Annotated in this window: 8 protein-coding genes; 3 read left to right on the top strand and 5 right to left on the bottom strand. The window is 75.6% G+C overall.

From position 1 onward, the window contains the following. Window positions 1–4,308 (top strand): cation-translocating P-type ATPase (locus AB0G32_RS31475; RefSeq protein ID WP_361170972.1); only part of this gene is annotated, 4,308 nt, incomplete at its 5' end. A 33-nt stretch (window positions 4,309–4,341) separates the two neighbouring features. Here AB0G32_RS31475 and AB0G32_RS31470 read toward each other — a convergent pair. Further along, the gene (locus AB0G32_RS31470; protein ID WP_361170969.1) at window positions 4,342–5,199 is read right to left on the bottom strand and encodes an oxidoreductase; all 858 of its coding nucleotides are present in this window, start codon (window positions 5,197–5,199) and stop codon (window positions 4,342–4,344) included. A 123-nt stretch (window positions 5,200–5,322) separates the two neighbouring features. Between AB0G32_RS31470 and AB0G32_RS31465 the strand changes: the two genes are divergently transcribed. Continuing rightward, window positions 5,323–5,964: a DNA-binding response regulator gene (locus tag AB0G32_RS31465; protein WP_361170975.1), complete on the top strand. Its 642-nt coding sequence runs from the start codon at window positions 5,323–5,325 to the stop codon at window positions 5,962–5,964. A gap of 53 nt (window positions 5,965–6,017) precedes the next feature. On the opposite strand, the gene AB0G32_RS31460 is transcribed toward AB0G32_RS31465, so the two are convergent. Both AB0G32_RS31460 and AB0G32_RS31455 read right to left on the bottom strand, forming a co-directional pair. Further along, a complete protein-coding gene (locus tag AB0G32_RS31460; RefSeq protein ID WP_361170966.1) occupies window positions 6,018–6,854 on the bottom strand; it encodes an aminotransferase class IV in 837 nt (278 codons plus the stop codon). Between the two features lie 51 nt (window positions 6,855–6,905). Further along, window positions 6,906–8,357 carry an MFS transporter gene (locus tag AB0G32_RS31455; RefSeq protein WP_361170963.1) on the bottom strand — a complete coding sequence of 484 codons (1,452 nt, stop codon included), beginning with the start codon at window positions 8,355–8,357 and terminating at the stop codon, window positions 6,906–6,908. A 90-nt stretch (window positions 8,358–8,447) separates the two neighbouring features. Here AB0G32_RS31455 and dusB point away from each other — a divergent pair, with 90 nt between their 5' ends. Next, complete coding sequence (dusB, locus tag AB0G32_RS31450) at window positions 8,448–9,590, top strand: tRNA dihydrouridine synthase DusB (RefSeq protein WP_361170960.1); 1,143 nt, start codon at window positions 8,448–8,450, stop codon at window positions 9,588–9,590. On the opposite strand, the gene AB0G32_RS31445 is transcribed toward dusB, so the two are convergent. Continuing rightward, window positions 9,591–11,345, bottom strand: a complete 1,755-nt coding sequence (locus tag AB0G32_RS31445) for a CDP-alcohol phosphatidyltransferase (protein ID WP_361170957.1) — start codon at window positions 11,343–11,345, stop codon at window positions 9,591–9,593. A gap of 208 nt (window positions 11,346–11,553) precedes the next feature. Beyond that, window positions 11,554–13,503 (bottom strand): glycogen debranching N-terminal domain-containing protein, encoded by a 1,950-nt coding sequence (locus AB0G32_RS31440; protein ID WP_361170954.1) that lies wholly within the window; start codon window positions 13,501–13,503, stop codon window positions 11,554–11,556. Between the last annotated feature and the right edge of the window lie 21 nt (window positions 13,504–13,524).

The raw sequence follows: 13,524 nt of genomic DNA, 5'->3' as shown, positions 1-13,524 counted from the left end.
GGCGACTGGCGGGCCGGCCACCGCGCCCACCTCGCGCTGCGGCCCGCCGAGACGCCGAAGGCGCGCCGCGCGGGCGGCGTCGAGGCCGCGGCCCGGCGGGTGGCGGCGGCGCTGGCCGCCCACCCGGACGTGGCGCTCGCCTACTGGGACACCGGACTGGCCCGCCTGGTGGTGACCGCCACCGAGGACGCGCTGACCGACCGGGTGGTGGACCGGGCGACCGAACTGGCCGAGGAGCACGGGCTCACCCGTGCCGACCCGGTGGAGGAACTGTCCCACCCCGGCGACCCCACCTCCGTGCGGGTCGCCGCGGCCGCGCTCGGCGCCGACGCGCTGGGCGTCGCCGCCGGGTTCACCGCCGCCGCGCTGCGGCTGCCGCCCTCGCCCCGGCTGGTGACGGCCGTGGCCACCCTGCTGCGCGAGAACCCCGCCTTCCGGTCCTGGCTGCGCGACCGGCTCGGCGCCACCCGCATGGACGTGGTGCTCGCCGCCGCCAACGCCGCCGTGCACGGCGCCGGCCAGAGCCCGGCCTCGCTGGTTCTGGACGGGGCGCTGCGCGCCTGCCAGCTGGCGGAGGCGGTGGCCCGTACGGCCACCTTCGAGGTGGTCCACGACCGGCTGTGCGCGCCGGAGCGCGGCGGGCTGTCCGGCGCCCCGGCACCGCGCCCGCCGCTGCGTTCCTCGCCCGCCCAGGACTACGCCGCCCACGCCTCCACCGGGAGCGTCGCGGGCGCGCTGGCCACCCTGCTGGTCAAGCACCAGCTGAGCGAGGCGGCCGAGGCGGTGCTGGCGGGGTCGCCGAAGGCCGCCCGTTACGGCCCCGCCGCCTTCCACGCCGTGCTCAGCGGCGCGCTGTCCCGCACCGGCGTGCTGGTGCGCGACCCGGAGCGGCTGCGGCAGCTGGAGATGACCGGCACCGTCGTACTGCATCCGAGCGCGCTGCGGCGGCCCGGCGAGGGCGCGGACCCGTGGACCGAGGACGTGCTGGACGCGGCCCGCCGGGCCGGACTGCGGGTGGTGATGGTGGAGGACCCGGCGCTGGCCGACTTCACCGGCCTCGCCGACCAGGTCGTCGGCGCGGACCGGCCGCTGCGCGAGGTGGTCGACGAACTGCGCGCCGAAGACGCCGAGGCCGGCGGGGGCGGCGGGGTCGTCACCGTCGTACGCCCGGCGGACGGCGACGCCGAGGTGCTCGCCGGGCTGCTCGGCGGGGACGTGGCCGTGGCCCTCGCGGACGGGGACGGGCCGGTCGCCTGGGGCGCGGACGTGCTGGCACCGCACGGGCTGGCCGATGTCTGGCGGCTGCTGCGGGCGGTGCCGGCGGCCCGCGGGGTCGGCCGGCGCGCCCAGGTGCTGGCCCGGTCCGGGGCGGCACTGTCCGGGCTGCTGGTGGCGGTGGGGGAGACCCGGCGCGGGCGCGGGTCGCCGTTGCTGCCGGGGCTGCGGCACGCGCCCGTCGACGTGAGTGCGGCGGCGGCGCTGGTGTCGGGGGTGCGGGCCGCGCTCACCGTGGCGGCGGTCCGCGCGCCCCGCCCCCGGCCCCGGGTGGCCTGGCACGAACTGGACGCCGACGACGTACGGGAGCGGCTGGCCGGGCAGCGGGAGCCGGAGCCGTCGACGGTGGAGCAACTGACCGCGCGGGTACGGGCGGTGACTCGCCGGGCGGCGCGCACGCCGGTGCTGGCGCCGGTCGCCTGGACGGTGCAGCTGGCCGGGGCGGTGCGGGGCGAGCTGGACGATCCGCTGACCCCTGTGCTCGCGGTCGGGTCGGCCGCCGAGGCGATCCTCGGGTCGGTGCTGGACGCCGCGCTGGTGGTCGGCGCGCTCGATCTGAACGCGCTGGTCGGCGGGTTGCAGCGGCTGCGCGCCGAACGGGCGCTGGCCGGGCTGCTCGCCCAGCAGAAGCAGAAGGCGCGGGTGACGGCCGAGGAGGACGACGGCGGCCCGGAGGCGGCCGGCCGGGTGGTGGACGCGGCCAGGCTGCGGCCGGGCCAGGTCATCGCGCTGAACACCGACGACGTGGTGCCCGCCGACGCCCGGCTGCTGTGGCAGGACGGCCTGGAGGTCGACGAGTCGGCGCTGACCGGCGAGTCGCTGCCGGTGGACAAGTGCCTGGACCCGACACCGCACGCGCCGGTCGCCGAGCGGCACTGCATGGTCTTCGAGGGCACCACCGTGGTGGCCGGGCGGGCCCGGGCCGTCGTGGTCGACACGGGGGAGCGTACGGAGGCGGCCCGCGCCGTCTCGCTGGCCTCGCGCACGCCGGCCGCCGCGGGCGTGCAGGCCCGGCTCCAGGAACTGACCGGCAAGGCGCTGCCGCTGACCCTGGCCGGCGGGGCCGCGGTGACCGGGCTGTCGCTGCTGCGCGGCACGCCGATCCGGCAGGCGGTCAGCGGCGGGGTGTCGGTGGCGGTGGCCGCCGTGCCCGAGGGGCTGCCGCTGGTGGCGACGGTCGCGCAGCTCGCGGCGGCCCGGCGGCTCGGGCGGCGCGGCGTCCTGGTCCGCACCCCGCGCACACTGGAGGCGCTGGGCCGGATGGACACCGTCTGCTTCGACAAGACCGGCACCCTCACCGAGAACCGGCTGCGGCTGGTCCGGGTCGCGGACGCGGGCGGCGGTGTGTACCGGGCCGGGGGGCCGGACGCGGCGGCCGCCGGTAAGGGCTCGGGTGCAGGTAAAGGCTCGGGCTCGGGTGCGGACGCGGACGCGGTGACGGATTCCGGGGCGGCGGCCCGTACCCACTTCGCCGCCGATACCGCCGATACCGCCGATACCGCTGATGCCGCCGAAGCCCCCGAAGCCGCCCAGACGGTGCGGGTCGCCGCCCGGGCCTGTCCCCGGCTGAACGGTGACGGGACCCGGCCCACCCACGCCACCGACGAGGCTGTGCTCGACGCCGCCGGGGACGACCCGGAGTGGGAGCAGCTCGAAGGGCTGCCGTTCGAGACCTCGCGCGGTTACGCCGCCGCGGTCGGCCGCGCCGGGGACGGCACACCCGTACTGGTGGTCAAGGGCGCCCCCGAGACCGTGCTGCCGGCCTGCCCCCGGCTGCCGGACCACGCGCACGACAGCGCCCACGACCTGGCCGGCGCCGGACTGCGCGTCCTCGCCGTCGCGCACCGCCCGCTGGCCGGCGGCGAGGACCCGGCCGCCGTGCTCGAACGCCCGCTGGACGAACTGGACCTGCGCTTCACCGGGCTGCTCGGCCTGTCCGACGTGGCCCGCGAGACGTCCCCGGCGCTGGTGCGGGGGCTGCGCGCGGCGGGCGTACGGCCGGTGGTGCTGACCGGCGACCATCCGGCGACCGCCCGCGCGATCGCCACCGAGCTGGGCTGGCCCGCGGACGCCACGGTGGTCACCGGCGACGAACTCGCCGCCGCCGACCGCCGGGGCCGGTCCCGGATGCTGCGCGACGCCGATGTGGTGGCCCGCGTCGCGCCCGAGCAGAAACTCCAGGTCGTGGAGTCGCTGCGGGACGCCGGACGGGTCGTCGGCATGGTCGGCGACGGCGCCAACGACGCCGCCGCGATCCGGGCCGCAGACATCGGCGTCGGCATCAACGCCCGCGGCTCGGCCGCCGCCCGCAACGCCGCCGACCTGGTGGTCACCGGCGACGACCTGCTGGTCCTGGTGGAGGCGGTGCGCGAGGGCCGGGCCCTGTGGCACAGCGTCGCCGACGCCATCGCCATCCTGATCGGCGGCAACGCCGGCGAGGTCGGCTTCGGCATCCTCGGCACGGTGCTCGGCGGCGCGGCGCCGCTGTCCACCCGGCAGATGCTGCTGGTGAACCTCTTCACCGACCTGTTCCCGGCGATGGCCGTGGCGGTGACGGAGACCGGCGACCCGGAACAGCAGGACGCCGACGCGGGCGCGCCGCTCGGTACGGCGGTGCTGGGCGAACCCCTGATCCGGCAGATCCGGCACCGGGCCCTGACCACGGCGCTCGGCGCGACGGTGGCCTGGCTGCTGGGCCGGTTCACGCCGGGCACCCGGCGCCGCTCGACCACGATGGCGCTGTGCGCGGTGGTCGGCACCCAGCTCGCCCAGACCCTGGCCGACCGGCGCGGCAGCCGCCTGGTGCAGCTGACCTCGCTGGGCTCGGCCGCCGCGCTGGTCGCCCTCGTCCAGACCCCGGTCGCCAGCAACCTCTTCGGCTGTACTCCGCTCGGACCGCTGGCCTGGGCGGCCGTGGCCCTCGCCATCACCGCCGCGCTGGCCGGACAGCGGGCGCTGCCGCGGGTGGAGGCGGCGGTGTCGCGGATGTGGCCGCGGGTGGCCGAACGGCTGCCGGAGTTCGCCCGGTCCTGAGGTCCGCCGGCCCTCAGGACACCCGGCCCCGAGTCAGCCGAGGTCGGCGAGGTCCTCCTCGGTGAGGGTGATCGTGCCGGCCGCGACGTTCTCCTCCAGGTGGGCGACGGAACCCGTGCCGGGGATGGCGAGGGTGACGGGCGAGGACGCCAGCAGCCAGGCCAGCCCGATCTGCGGCACCGTGGCGCCGTGCCGGTCGGCGACCTTGGCGAGCCGGTCGTCGGCCAGGTCGTCCAGGCCGCCGCCCAGCGGGAAGTACGGCACGAAGGCGATGCCGGCCGCCTCGCAGGCGCGCAGCAGCGCCACGTCGTCGCGCTTGGCGGCGTGGAAGTAGTTCTGCACGGCCGCGACGGGGGCGATCGCGCGGGCCTCGGCGAGATGCCCGGTGTCGATGTGGCTCAGCCCGAGGTGGCGGATCAGGCCCTCCTCGCGCAGCGCGGCCAGCGCCTCGAAGCGGGCGGCGACGGACTCGCCGTGCGGCGGCGGCGCCATGCCCCCGATCCGCAGGTAGACCAGGTCGAGGCGGTCCAGGCCGAGGGCTTCGAGGTTCTCCTCGACCAGGGCGCGCAGCCCCGCCGGATCGGTGATCGCCTGAGCCCCTCCGTCGGGAGTGCGCACCGGGCCGACCTTGGCGGCGATGACCAGGCCGTCCGGGTAGGGGTGCAGGGCCTCGCGGATCAGGTCGTTGGCGCGCACGGATTCGTCGCCGCTGGTGTAGAAGGCGGCGGTGTCGATGTGGTCGACGCCCAGCTCGACCGCGCGGCGCAGGACGGCCCGGCCGGTCTCCGGGTCGCGGGCCGGGCCCAGGAAGCCGTTCGTGGCCAGGCGCATCGCGCCGAAGCCCATCCGGTTGATGCGGAGGTCGCCGCCGAGGCGGAAGTCGTTGCTCATGCGTCCAGCCTCGGCGGCGGCCGGTGCGGACGCGAGGCCGTGGCCACTTGCTGCCAGCGGGGACGGACGGCCGCGGCCGAGCCGGACGGGTGCCGGGTGCAAGATGGAGGGGTGGCAGAAACGATGACCATCCGCGGTGATCTGGAATTCCTGGCCCGCACCGGGCACCTCTTCTCCTCCATCCAGGAGGAGTTCGTCTGCGCCGCCGTGGACCTCCGCACCTGGCCGCAGCCCGAGGCCGGCCGGTCCGCCCGCGCCCGGGTGCGGGCCAGCGGCGTACAGCACGTACGCAAGCTGATGAGCCCCCTCGCGCTCGCCGACGAGCCCGGCCGCGCGCATCTGCGCGAGATGGCCGACGCGGGTGCCCAGGTGCGGATCGCCGCGACCGCCCTCCCGCACGAGACGATCATCATCGACCACCGGTACGCCATCCTCGCCGGACCGGCCGGCCCGCAGGGCCGTGAGTACACGGTGACCACCGCGCCGGCCCTGGTCGGCGGGGTCTACGCGCTGATCGAGGCGGTCTGGGAGGCGGCCACCGACCTCGGCACGTTCCTGCGCGCCGAACGGCCCCGGCTCGACACCGCGAACCGGACGATCCTGCGCGCCCTGGGCTCGGGCGCCACCGACGAGAGCGCCGCCCGCGAACTCGGCATGTCCCTGCGCACCTACCGCCGCCGCGTCGCCGGCCTCCTCACCGCCCTGGACGCGGGTTCCCGCTTCCAGGCCGGACTGCGGGCGGGCGAGCTGGGCCTGAAGGGCTGAGGCAGCCGCACGAACCACAGACCCCCGCCGATCCCCGCCGGCCCCTACACCCCCTACACCTCCTCGCCCGGCACGGACGAATAGACCTCCCGCAGCGCGCTCAGCACCGGGTGCTCCACCGCCAGGGGCGTGTCGTCGACGGCCGCGAGGGCCCGCACGCCGACCGAGGTGTTGGTGGCGAAGGCGGCCCGCATGCCCTTGGCCTCGGCGAGGCTCACCGGCGCGACCACGTACTCGGTGAGTTCCCGCAGCAGCGCGGCGGTCACCCCGGGCAGCACCGGGCCGCGCGGCCACACCACGGTGCCGTCCGCGTCGACGAACCCCACGTTCCAGGTGCCGCCCTCGGTCACCCGGCCGTCGGCGCCGACGAACAGGGCGTCGTCGAAACCCTGGAGCCGGGCCGCGCGGCGGGCGTGCAGGGCGCCGAAGAGACCGCAGTGCTTGACCTGCGGCAGGTCACGTTCGTACCGCACGCTCATCGCGGTCAGCGGCGGCGGGGAGAGCTCGCCGGCCGGGCGTACGGTCACCATGAGCCGCGGCGCGGTGGCCCGCTCGGGCCGGACCAGGTCCACGGCCGGGTCGAAATGCGTGACACGCACGGTGCAGGGCCCTCCCGCCCCGCTCAGCCCACCCGGACCGCCCGCCCCGCCCGAACCATCCGCCCCGCTCCGCCCGTCCAGCGCCGTGCCGATCAGTTCGCGGACGCGTCCGGTGTCCACGGGTACGCCGAACACCGCCTCGCTGTCCCGCACCAGCCGTTCCAGGTGCAGGGACAGGCCCCGGACGCGGCGCTCGGCGTCGACCCGGAGCGTGGTGAAGTGTCCGTACGAGGTGAGCGCCAGCGGGAGCAGGTCCTCGGCCGTGGCGGGCGGTTGGTTCACTCGTGCCATGCCGGCCAGCATGGCAGCCGGGCACCGCCGGCTGCCCGGCGGCCGGGCCCGTCACACCCCCGCGCGGACCGCCTCGCGGGCCTCCGGCCCGGTGGCCGCCAGCCGCTCCGCCGCCCGCTGTGCGCTGCCGCGCGCCCACCGGCCCGTCGTCACCCCGCCGAGCACCAGCACCGCGAAGCCGCACGCGGTCAGGATCCACCAGCCGGGCCGGGCTGCCGAGACGAAGGTGTCCGCGTACGCCGACCCGCTCACGCCCGCGGCCAGCACCGCGCCGACCACCGCCACGCCGAGGGTCTGGCCGAGCTGCCGGCTGGTGGAGGCGACGGCGGCGGCCACCCCGGCCTGGGCCCGGGGCATGCCGGAGACGGCGGTGTTGGTGATGGGCGCGTTGACGAAGCCGAAGCCGACGCCGAACAGGACGTAGCCGATGAAGAGGGTGACGTTCGACGTCTCCGCCTCGAAGGCGGCGAACAGCACCCCGCTCACCGTCATGGCGCCGCCCGCGACGAGCAGCGACAGCCGCGGCCCCCGGCTCGCCACCAGTCGCCCGGACAGCGGCGCGCACAGGAAGGTCGGCACCGCCATCGGCAGCATCCACAGGCCGGCGTGCAGGGCGTCGAGCCCGCGCACGTTCTGCAGGTACAGCGTGGACAGGAACAGGAAGCCGCCGAGCGAGGCGAACGCGCAGATCGCTGTCAGGGTCGCCCCGCTGAACGGCGCCGACCGGAAGAACCGCAGGTCGATGAGGGGTTCGCGGCGGCGCGGCTCATAGGCGAGCAGCCCGGCCAGCGCCAGTACGGCGACGATCGCGTACGGCAGCACGGTCGCGAACCCGGCGTTCGGCGCCTCGATGATCGCGTACGTCAGCGAGCCGAACAGCGCGATCACCAGCACCTGGCCCAGCGGGTCGGGACGGCGCGCCTTGGGCGCCCGGGACTCGGGGATGAAGCGCAGGGTGAGCAGGAGGGCGGCGAGGCCCACCGGCAGGTTGATCCAGAAGATCGCGCGCCAGCCGACCGACTCCACCAGTACTCCGCCGACCAGCGGCCCGGCGGCCATCGAGATGCCGACGACGGCGCCCCAGACGCCGATCGCGCGGGCCCGTTCGCGCGGGTCGGTGAAGGTGTTGGTGATGATCGACATGGCCACCGGGTTGAGCATCGAACCGCCCACCGCCTGCACCATCCGGAACGCCACCAGCGAGGACAGGTCGGGGGCGAGGGAACACAGCACCGAGCCGATGGTGAAGATCACCAGGCCCGCCATGAACACCTTCTTGCGGCCGATCCGGTCGGCCGTCGACCCGGCCAGCATCAGCAGCGCGGCGAGTACGAGGGTGTAGGCGTCGACCGCCCACTGGAGACCGGAGGTACTCGCGTCCAAGTCCCGTTGCATGGCGGGCAGGGCGACGTTCAGGACCGTGTTGTCGATGCTCACGATCAGCAGGCTCATGCAGCAGATCGCGAGCACGAGCATGCGGCGGCGGTGGGTCGGCTCGGGCATGCCGCCATCGTACGCCGATTTCGATAGTGTGGCTAACTAATGAGTTTTGCCATTTCATTGCCCGGCTCCGGCGCACGGCACAATGGAGGAATGTCCACGCCCGGCCCCGCGCCTCTCCAGATCGGTCCGCACACCGTCCAGCCGCCCGTCGTCCTCGCCCCGATGGCCGGGATCACGAACGCGCCCTTCCGCACCCTGTGCCGGGAGTTCAGTGCCGGCAAGGGCCTGTTCGTGAGCGAGATGATCACGACCCGGGCGCTGGTCGAGCGCAACGAGAAGACCATGCAGCTGATCCACTTCGACGCGACCGAGCAGCCGCGCTCGATCCAGCTGTACGGCGTCGACCCGGCCACCGTCGGCAAGGCGGTCCGCATGATCGTGGACGAGGACCTGGCCGACCACATCGACTTGAACTTCGGCTGCCCGGTCCCGAAGGTGACCCGCAAGGGCGGCGGCTCGGCGCTGCCCTTCAAGCGCCCCCTGCTGCGCGCGATCCTGCGCGAGGCCGTCACCGCCGCCGGTGACCTGCCGGTCACCATCAAGATGCGCAAGGGCATCGACGACGACCACCTCACCTACCTCGACGCCGGCCGGATCGCCGTCGAGGAGGGCGTCACGGCGGTCGCCCTGCACGGCCGTACCACCGCCCAGCACTACGGCGGCACCGCCGACTGGGACGCCGTCGCCCGGCTGAAGGAGGCCGTCCCGGAGATCCCGGTGCTCGGCAACGGCGACATCTGGTCGGCCGAGGACGCGCTGCGGATGGTGCGGGAGACCGGCTGCGACGGTGTCGTGGTCGGCCGCGGCTGCCTCGGGCGCCCGTGGCTGTTCGCCGACCTGGTGGCCGCCTTCGAGGGCCGGGACGACCGGGTCCGGCCCACCCTCGGCCTGGTCGCCGACGCGATGGTCCGGCACGCCGCCCTGCTCGGGGAGTGGATCGGCGACGAGGCCCGCGGCGTGATCGACTTCCGCAAGCACGTCGCCTGGTACCTCAAGGGCTTCGCGGTCGGCTCGCGGCTGCGGGGGCGGCTCGCCATCACCTCCACCCTGGCGGAACTGCGGGCCGGACTCGACGAACTGGACCTCACCCAGCCCTGGCCGGCCGGCGCCGACGGCCCCCGCGGCCGCACCTCCGGCAACAACCGCGTCGCCCTCCCGGACGGCTGGCTCAAGGATCCGTACGACTGCGCGGGCCTCGGCGCGGACGCGGAACTGGACACCTCCGGCGGCTGATCAGCCCTTCGCGGGGACGGAACCCTTCGCTGGGACGGACCCCTTCGCGGGGACGGAACCGTACGCCGTCAGGAACCGGTCGCGGAAGGCGCTCATCTTCCACACCGGGGTGTCCGCGCCCGGCTTCAGGCCCTCCGCCCAGCCCCAGTCGTCGATCGCGGCCAGCACCTTCGGGTCCTTGGCGACGATCGAGACCGGCACGTCCCGGCTGGCGTTCTGGCCGCTGACCCGGGCGATGGGCTGGTGGTCGCCGAGGAAGACCAGGACGGTGTCGTCGGTGCCGTACCGCTCCAGCCACTGGGTGAGACTGGTGACCGAGTACTGGATGGAGCGGCCGTACGCCTGCTTGGAGCGGGTGCTGTCGGCGACCACGTCGGACGGTTTCTCGCCCGCCTTCGCGATCGGCCCGAAGATCCGTCCGTCGCCCAGCTCGTCCCAGCCGACCATGCCGGGCACCGGCGCCCACGGCTGGTGACTGGAGGTCAGGACGATCTCCGCCATCAGCGGCCGGTCGCGCTCGCGGCCGTGCACCAGGCGCTGGAACGCCTCTAGGGCGTACTGGTCCGGCATCGTCGACCAGCTGAACTTCGGCCCCTGATAACCCAGCTGGAACGCGTTGTAGACCTTGTCCAGGCCGAAGAAGCCCGCCTCCGGCCACCCCTTCTGCACGCCCGGCATGATCCCGACGGTGTCCCACGCGCCGGTCTTCTCGAACGCCTTGGTGAGGGCGAGCCGGTCGCTGGAGGTCACCGTCCGGTAGCGCTGCTGGTTGTCGACCCACAGGCCGGACAGGAACGTGGAGTGGCCGAGCCAGCTGCTGCCGCCGTACGTCGCCGACGTCAGCCAGCCGCTCTTCGCGTGAAAGCCCGCCTTCGCCAGCGCCCCGGTGCTCGCGTCCAGCGTCCGGTCGACGCCAGGCGCGATCAGCGGGTCCTGCACGGCGCTGCGGCCGTAGCTCTCGATGAAGGTGAACAGCACGTCCTTGCCACGCAGGTCCGGCACCAGCTGTCCGGCCGGAGTGGCGCCGAAGGCGTCGTTCTCGGTCTCCTTGCGGAACGCCGCCTCGTCCCGCACGGTGTCCACCACCCGCCGGGCCTGCTGCTCCAGCGCCCCGCTGGCCCGGTCGGAGGCGAGCGGCAGCCCGGACAGCTGGAGGCCGAGCGCCGAGCAGGTGATCCACACCGTGGCGGCCACCAGCGCGCCCCGCCGCGCCCGCTCCCGGTGCGCGGCCAGCACCTCGCCGAGCCGCACCGCCGCCAGCGCCATCACCACCGGCAGCAGCACGGCGAGGGCGACCGCGCCGGCCGTGGCCCAGCCGGCCGTGGCCCCGCCCAGCGAGTCCGCGACGTAGGACCGCGCGTCGTCCAGCAGTCCCCAGTCGAGGACCAGGTTGAAACCCCGGCCCAGGTACTCCTGGAACCCGATGTCGAGCACGTTCAGCACGGTCAGCGCGCCGAGCAGGGCGCCGCCCAGCGCCGCCACCGCGCGGCGGGCCCGGCGCTCCAGCGCGAGCAGCAGCACGGCGCCGACGATCGCCTCCGCCGGCAGGCGCGTGAACCGGTTGGGCCGCAGCGCGGCGAGCGTGTTCGGCAGCAGCAGCGCCCCGAGGACGAGGAGCAGGGCCAGCACGGTCACCGACCGGCGCACCCCGACGGCTGTCCCCGGGTGCCGGGTGGGCCAGGCCCGCCAGTGGCCGAGGCGCGAGCGCGCGGCACCGAGCGGCGCCGCCTGCGCGAACCGCGTGAAGACAGACACCCGGGGATTCCCTCCGACGACACCGGTCCGGTGGCGGACCCGGCGTGGGGGCCCCGGGTCCGCCGCACCTCAGTACGGGGAACCGGCCGCCGGCGTTCACCGCGACGTCTGGAGGGGCGTACCGCGTACCGGGGAACCGGTCATCGGCGTCCGCCACGCCGCCGTGCCCCCACCCCCAAGCTCCCGCCGCCCGGACCCCCGCCCGGGATCACGCCCCGCCCACGGCGGTCAGCAGGGCCAGTGGTGTCGCCGCCGCCCGGGATTCCCGTACGCACGCGTGCGGATACGGCACCGGTTCCGGATGGGTCTCGCGCCCGTACCCGGCCAGCACCTCCGGCAGCCGGTGGCCGACCGCCGTCGCCGCGTCGACCATGCCGTGCGCCACCGTCCGCGCCTCGTCGTGCAGCCCGTAGCGGGCCAGGCCGAGCGCGATCAGCGCGTTGTCGTGCGGCCACACCGACCCCCGGTGGTACGACAGCGGGTGGTACGCCGGCTGCCCGGCGGCCAGCGTCCGCACCCCCCACCCGGAGAAGAAGTCGGGTTCCAGGAGCCGCCGCCCGACCAGTTCCCCGTACTCCTTGTCCAGCAGCCCGGACCACAGCAGATGCCCGGCGTCCGAGGCCAGCGCGTCCACCCGGCGCCCCTCGCCGTCCAGCGCGAGGGCGGGGAAGGCGTGCTCCGGCATCCAGAAGTCCCGCTGGAAGCGGTCGCGCAGATCACCGGCCGCCTGCTCCAGGAGCGCCGCGTACTTCTCGTCCGCCCACACCGTGCGGGCCAGCCACGCCGTGCGGCGCAGCGCGTCGTACGCGTACCCCTGGGCGCCCGCCGCCGCGACCGCGCCGGTCGGCCGGGTGCCGTCGGCGTGGCAGACCGCGCCGGGGGAGTCCTTCCAGTTCTGGTTGGCCAGGCCGCCCCGGTCGGCGCGGTAGACCAGGTAGCCGCGCGAGGTCAGCCCGCCGTGGTCCAGCATCCAGCCGACCGCGGCCCGGGCGTGCGGCTGAAGGCGGCGGGCCGTCGCCGCGTCCCCGGTCCGCTCCACGTACGCGCCGAGCAGCACCAGGAACAGCGGCGTGGCGTCCACCGAGCCGTAGTACCGCCCGTACGGCACCTGCCCGAAGTGCGCCAGCTCGCCGTGCCGTACCTCGTGCACGATCTTGCCGGGCCGGGCCACGCCCGGGTCGGTGCCGGAGGCGGTGCGCGTGGTCGCCTGGGTCGCGGCCAGCGCGGCCAGCGTGGCGGCGGCCGGCCGGGCCCGGTAGGGCAGCGTGAACAGGGAGGTCAGCAGCGCGTCGCGGCCCAGCAGGGTCAGGAACCAGGGGGCGCCGCCGGCCGGCACCCGCAGTTCCTCGCCGTCCGGGCCGGTCGCCGGGACCTGGAGCGTGGCCAGGTCCGCCAGGCCCCGCGCGCAGGCCGCCGCCAGCTCCGGCCAGCCGGTCGGGAAGGCCACGCCCCGGGCGAGCGCGTCCTCCTCGGCGCGCAGCCGCTCGACCGCGGTGGCGGGGGAGCGCGGCACCCGCACCGCCCGCCGGTGCCCGTGCGGCCGGGCGACCACCCGCAGCACCAGCTCCGCCGTGCCGTGCGGTTCGAGGTCGAGGGTCCACACCAGCCGCCGGGCCCCGGTCCCGGTCTCCTCCACCGCGTCCGGCGCGGGCTGCGAGGTCACCGTGGTGACGGACCGCCACTCGCCGCGCCGGTAGCCGAACTCCACGCCGTGCGGCAGCACCTCGCGAAAGCGGGTGGCGCCGGGCTTGGCGTAGGTGCGGTGGTCGGCGCGGAGTTCGAACTGGTCGGCGAAGTCGGCGTCGGCGGTGAGCGCGAGGCGGATCGCCACCGGCTCCGGGCGGTTGCTGGTCACCCGCAGCGTCTCGACGAACGAGCCGTCCCCGACGGCCTGTTCGCGAAAGAGCGTGTACGCCGGCGGCTCGTCGCGGCCGCCGCGCGGCACCAGCACACAGCGGGCGCTGTCCCCGCCCGTGACGGGGGTGAGGGCCTCCGGTACGGCGCCGTCGACGGTGAGCTGCCACCGGCTGAGATGCCGCGCGTCCCGGACGAACAGGCCGTCCGGCGCACCACCGCCGCGCACCCCGCTGATGTCTCCGTGATCACCCACGGCCGCGAACGTGCCGCCGTACACAAGCAGATGATGTCGTTCCGTCATCCCCGGTCCCCTCCCTGGTGG

Origin of the sequence: Streptomyces sp. NPDC023723 (genome assembly GCF_040639815.1) — a bacterium.
In the GTDB taxonomy this organism is placed as follows: domain Bacteria; phylum Actinomycetota; class Actinomycetes; order Streptomycetales; family Streptomycetaceae; genus Streptomyces.
This window is presented reverse-complemented; position numbering and strand designations above follow the sequence as displayed.

Excerpts from the sequence above, each read along its gene's own strand:
- AB0G32_RS31470 (WP_361170969.1), bottom strand. The coding sequence starts at position 5,199 with ATGAGCAACGACTTCCGCCTCGGCGGCGACCTCCGCATCAACCGGATG.
- AB0G32_RS31465 (WP_361170975.1), top strand. The coding sequence starts at position 5,323 with ATGACCATCCGCGGTGATCTGGAATTCCTGGCCCGCACCGGGCACCTC.
- AB0G32_RS31460 (WP_361170966.1), bottom strand. The coding sequence starts at position 6,854 with ATGGCACGAGTGAACCAACCGCCCGCCACGGCCGAGGACCTGCTCCCG.
- AB0G32_RS31455 (WP_361170963.1), bottom strand. The coding sequence starts at position 8,357 with ATGCCCGAGCCGACCCACCGCCGCCGCATGCTCGTGCTCGCGATCTGC.
- dusB (WP_361170960.1), top strand. The coding sequence starts at position 8,448 with ATGTCCACGCCCGGCCCCGCGCCTCTCCAGATCGGTCCGCACACCGTC.
- AB0G32_RS31440 (WP_361170954.1), bottom strand. The coding sequence starts at position 13,503 with ATGACGGAACGACATCATCTGCTTGTGTACGGCGGCACGTTCGCGGCC.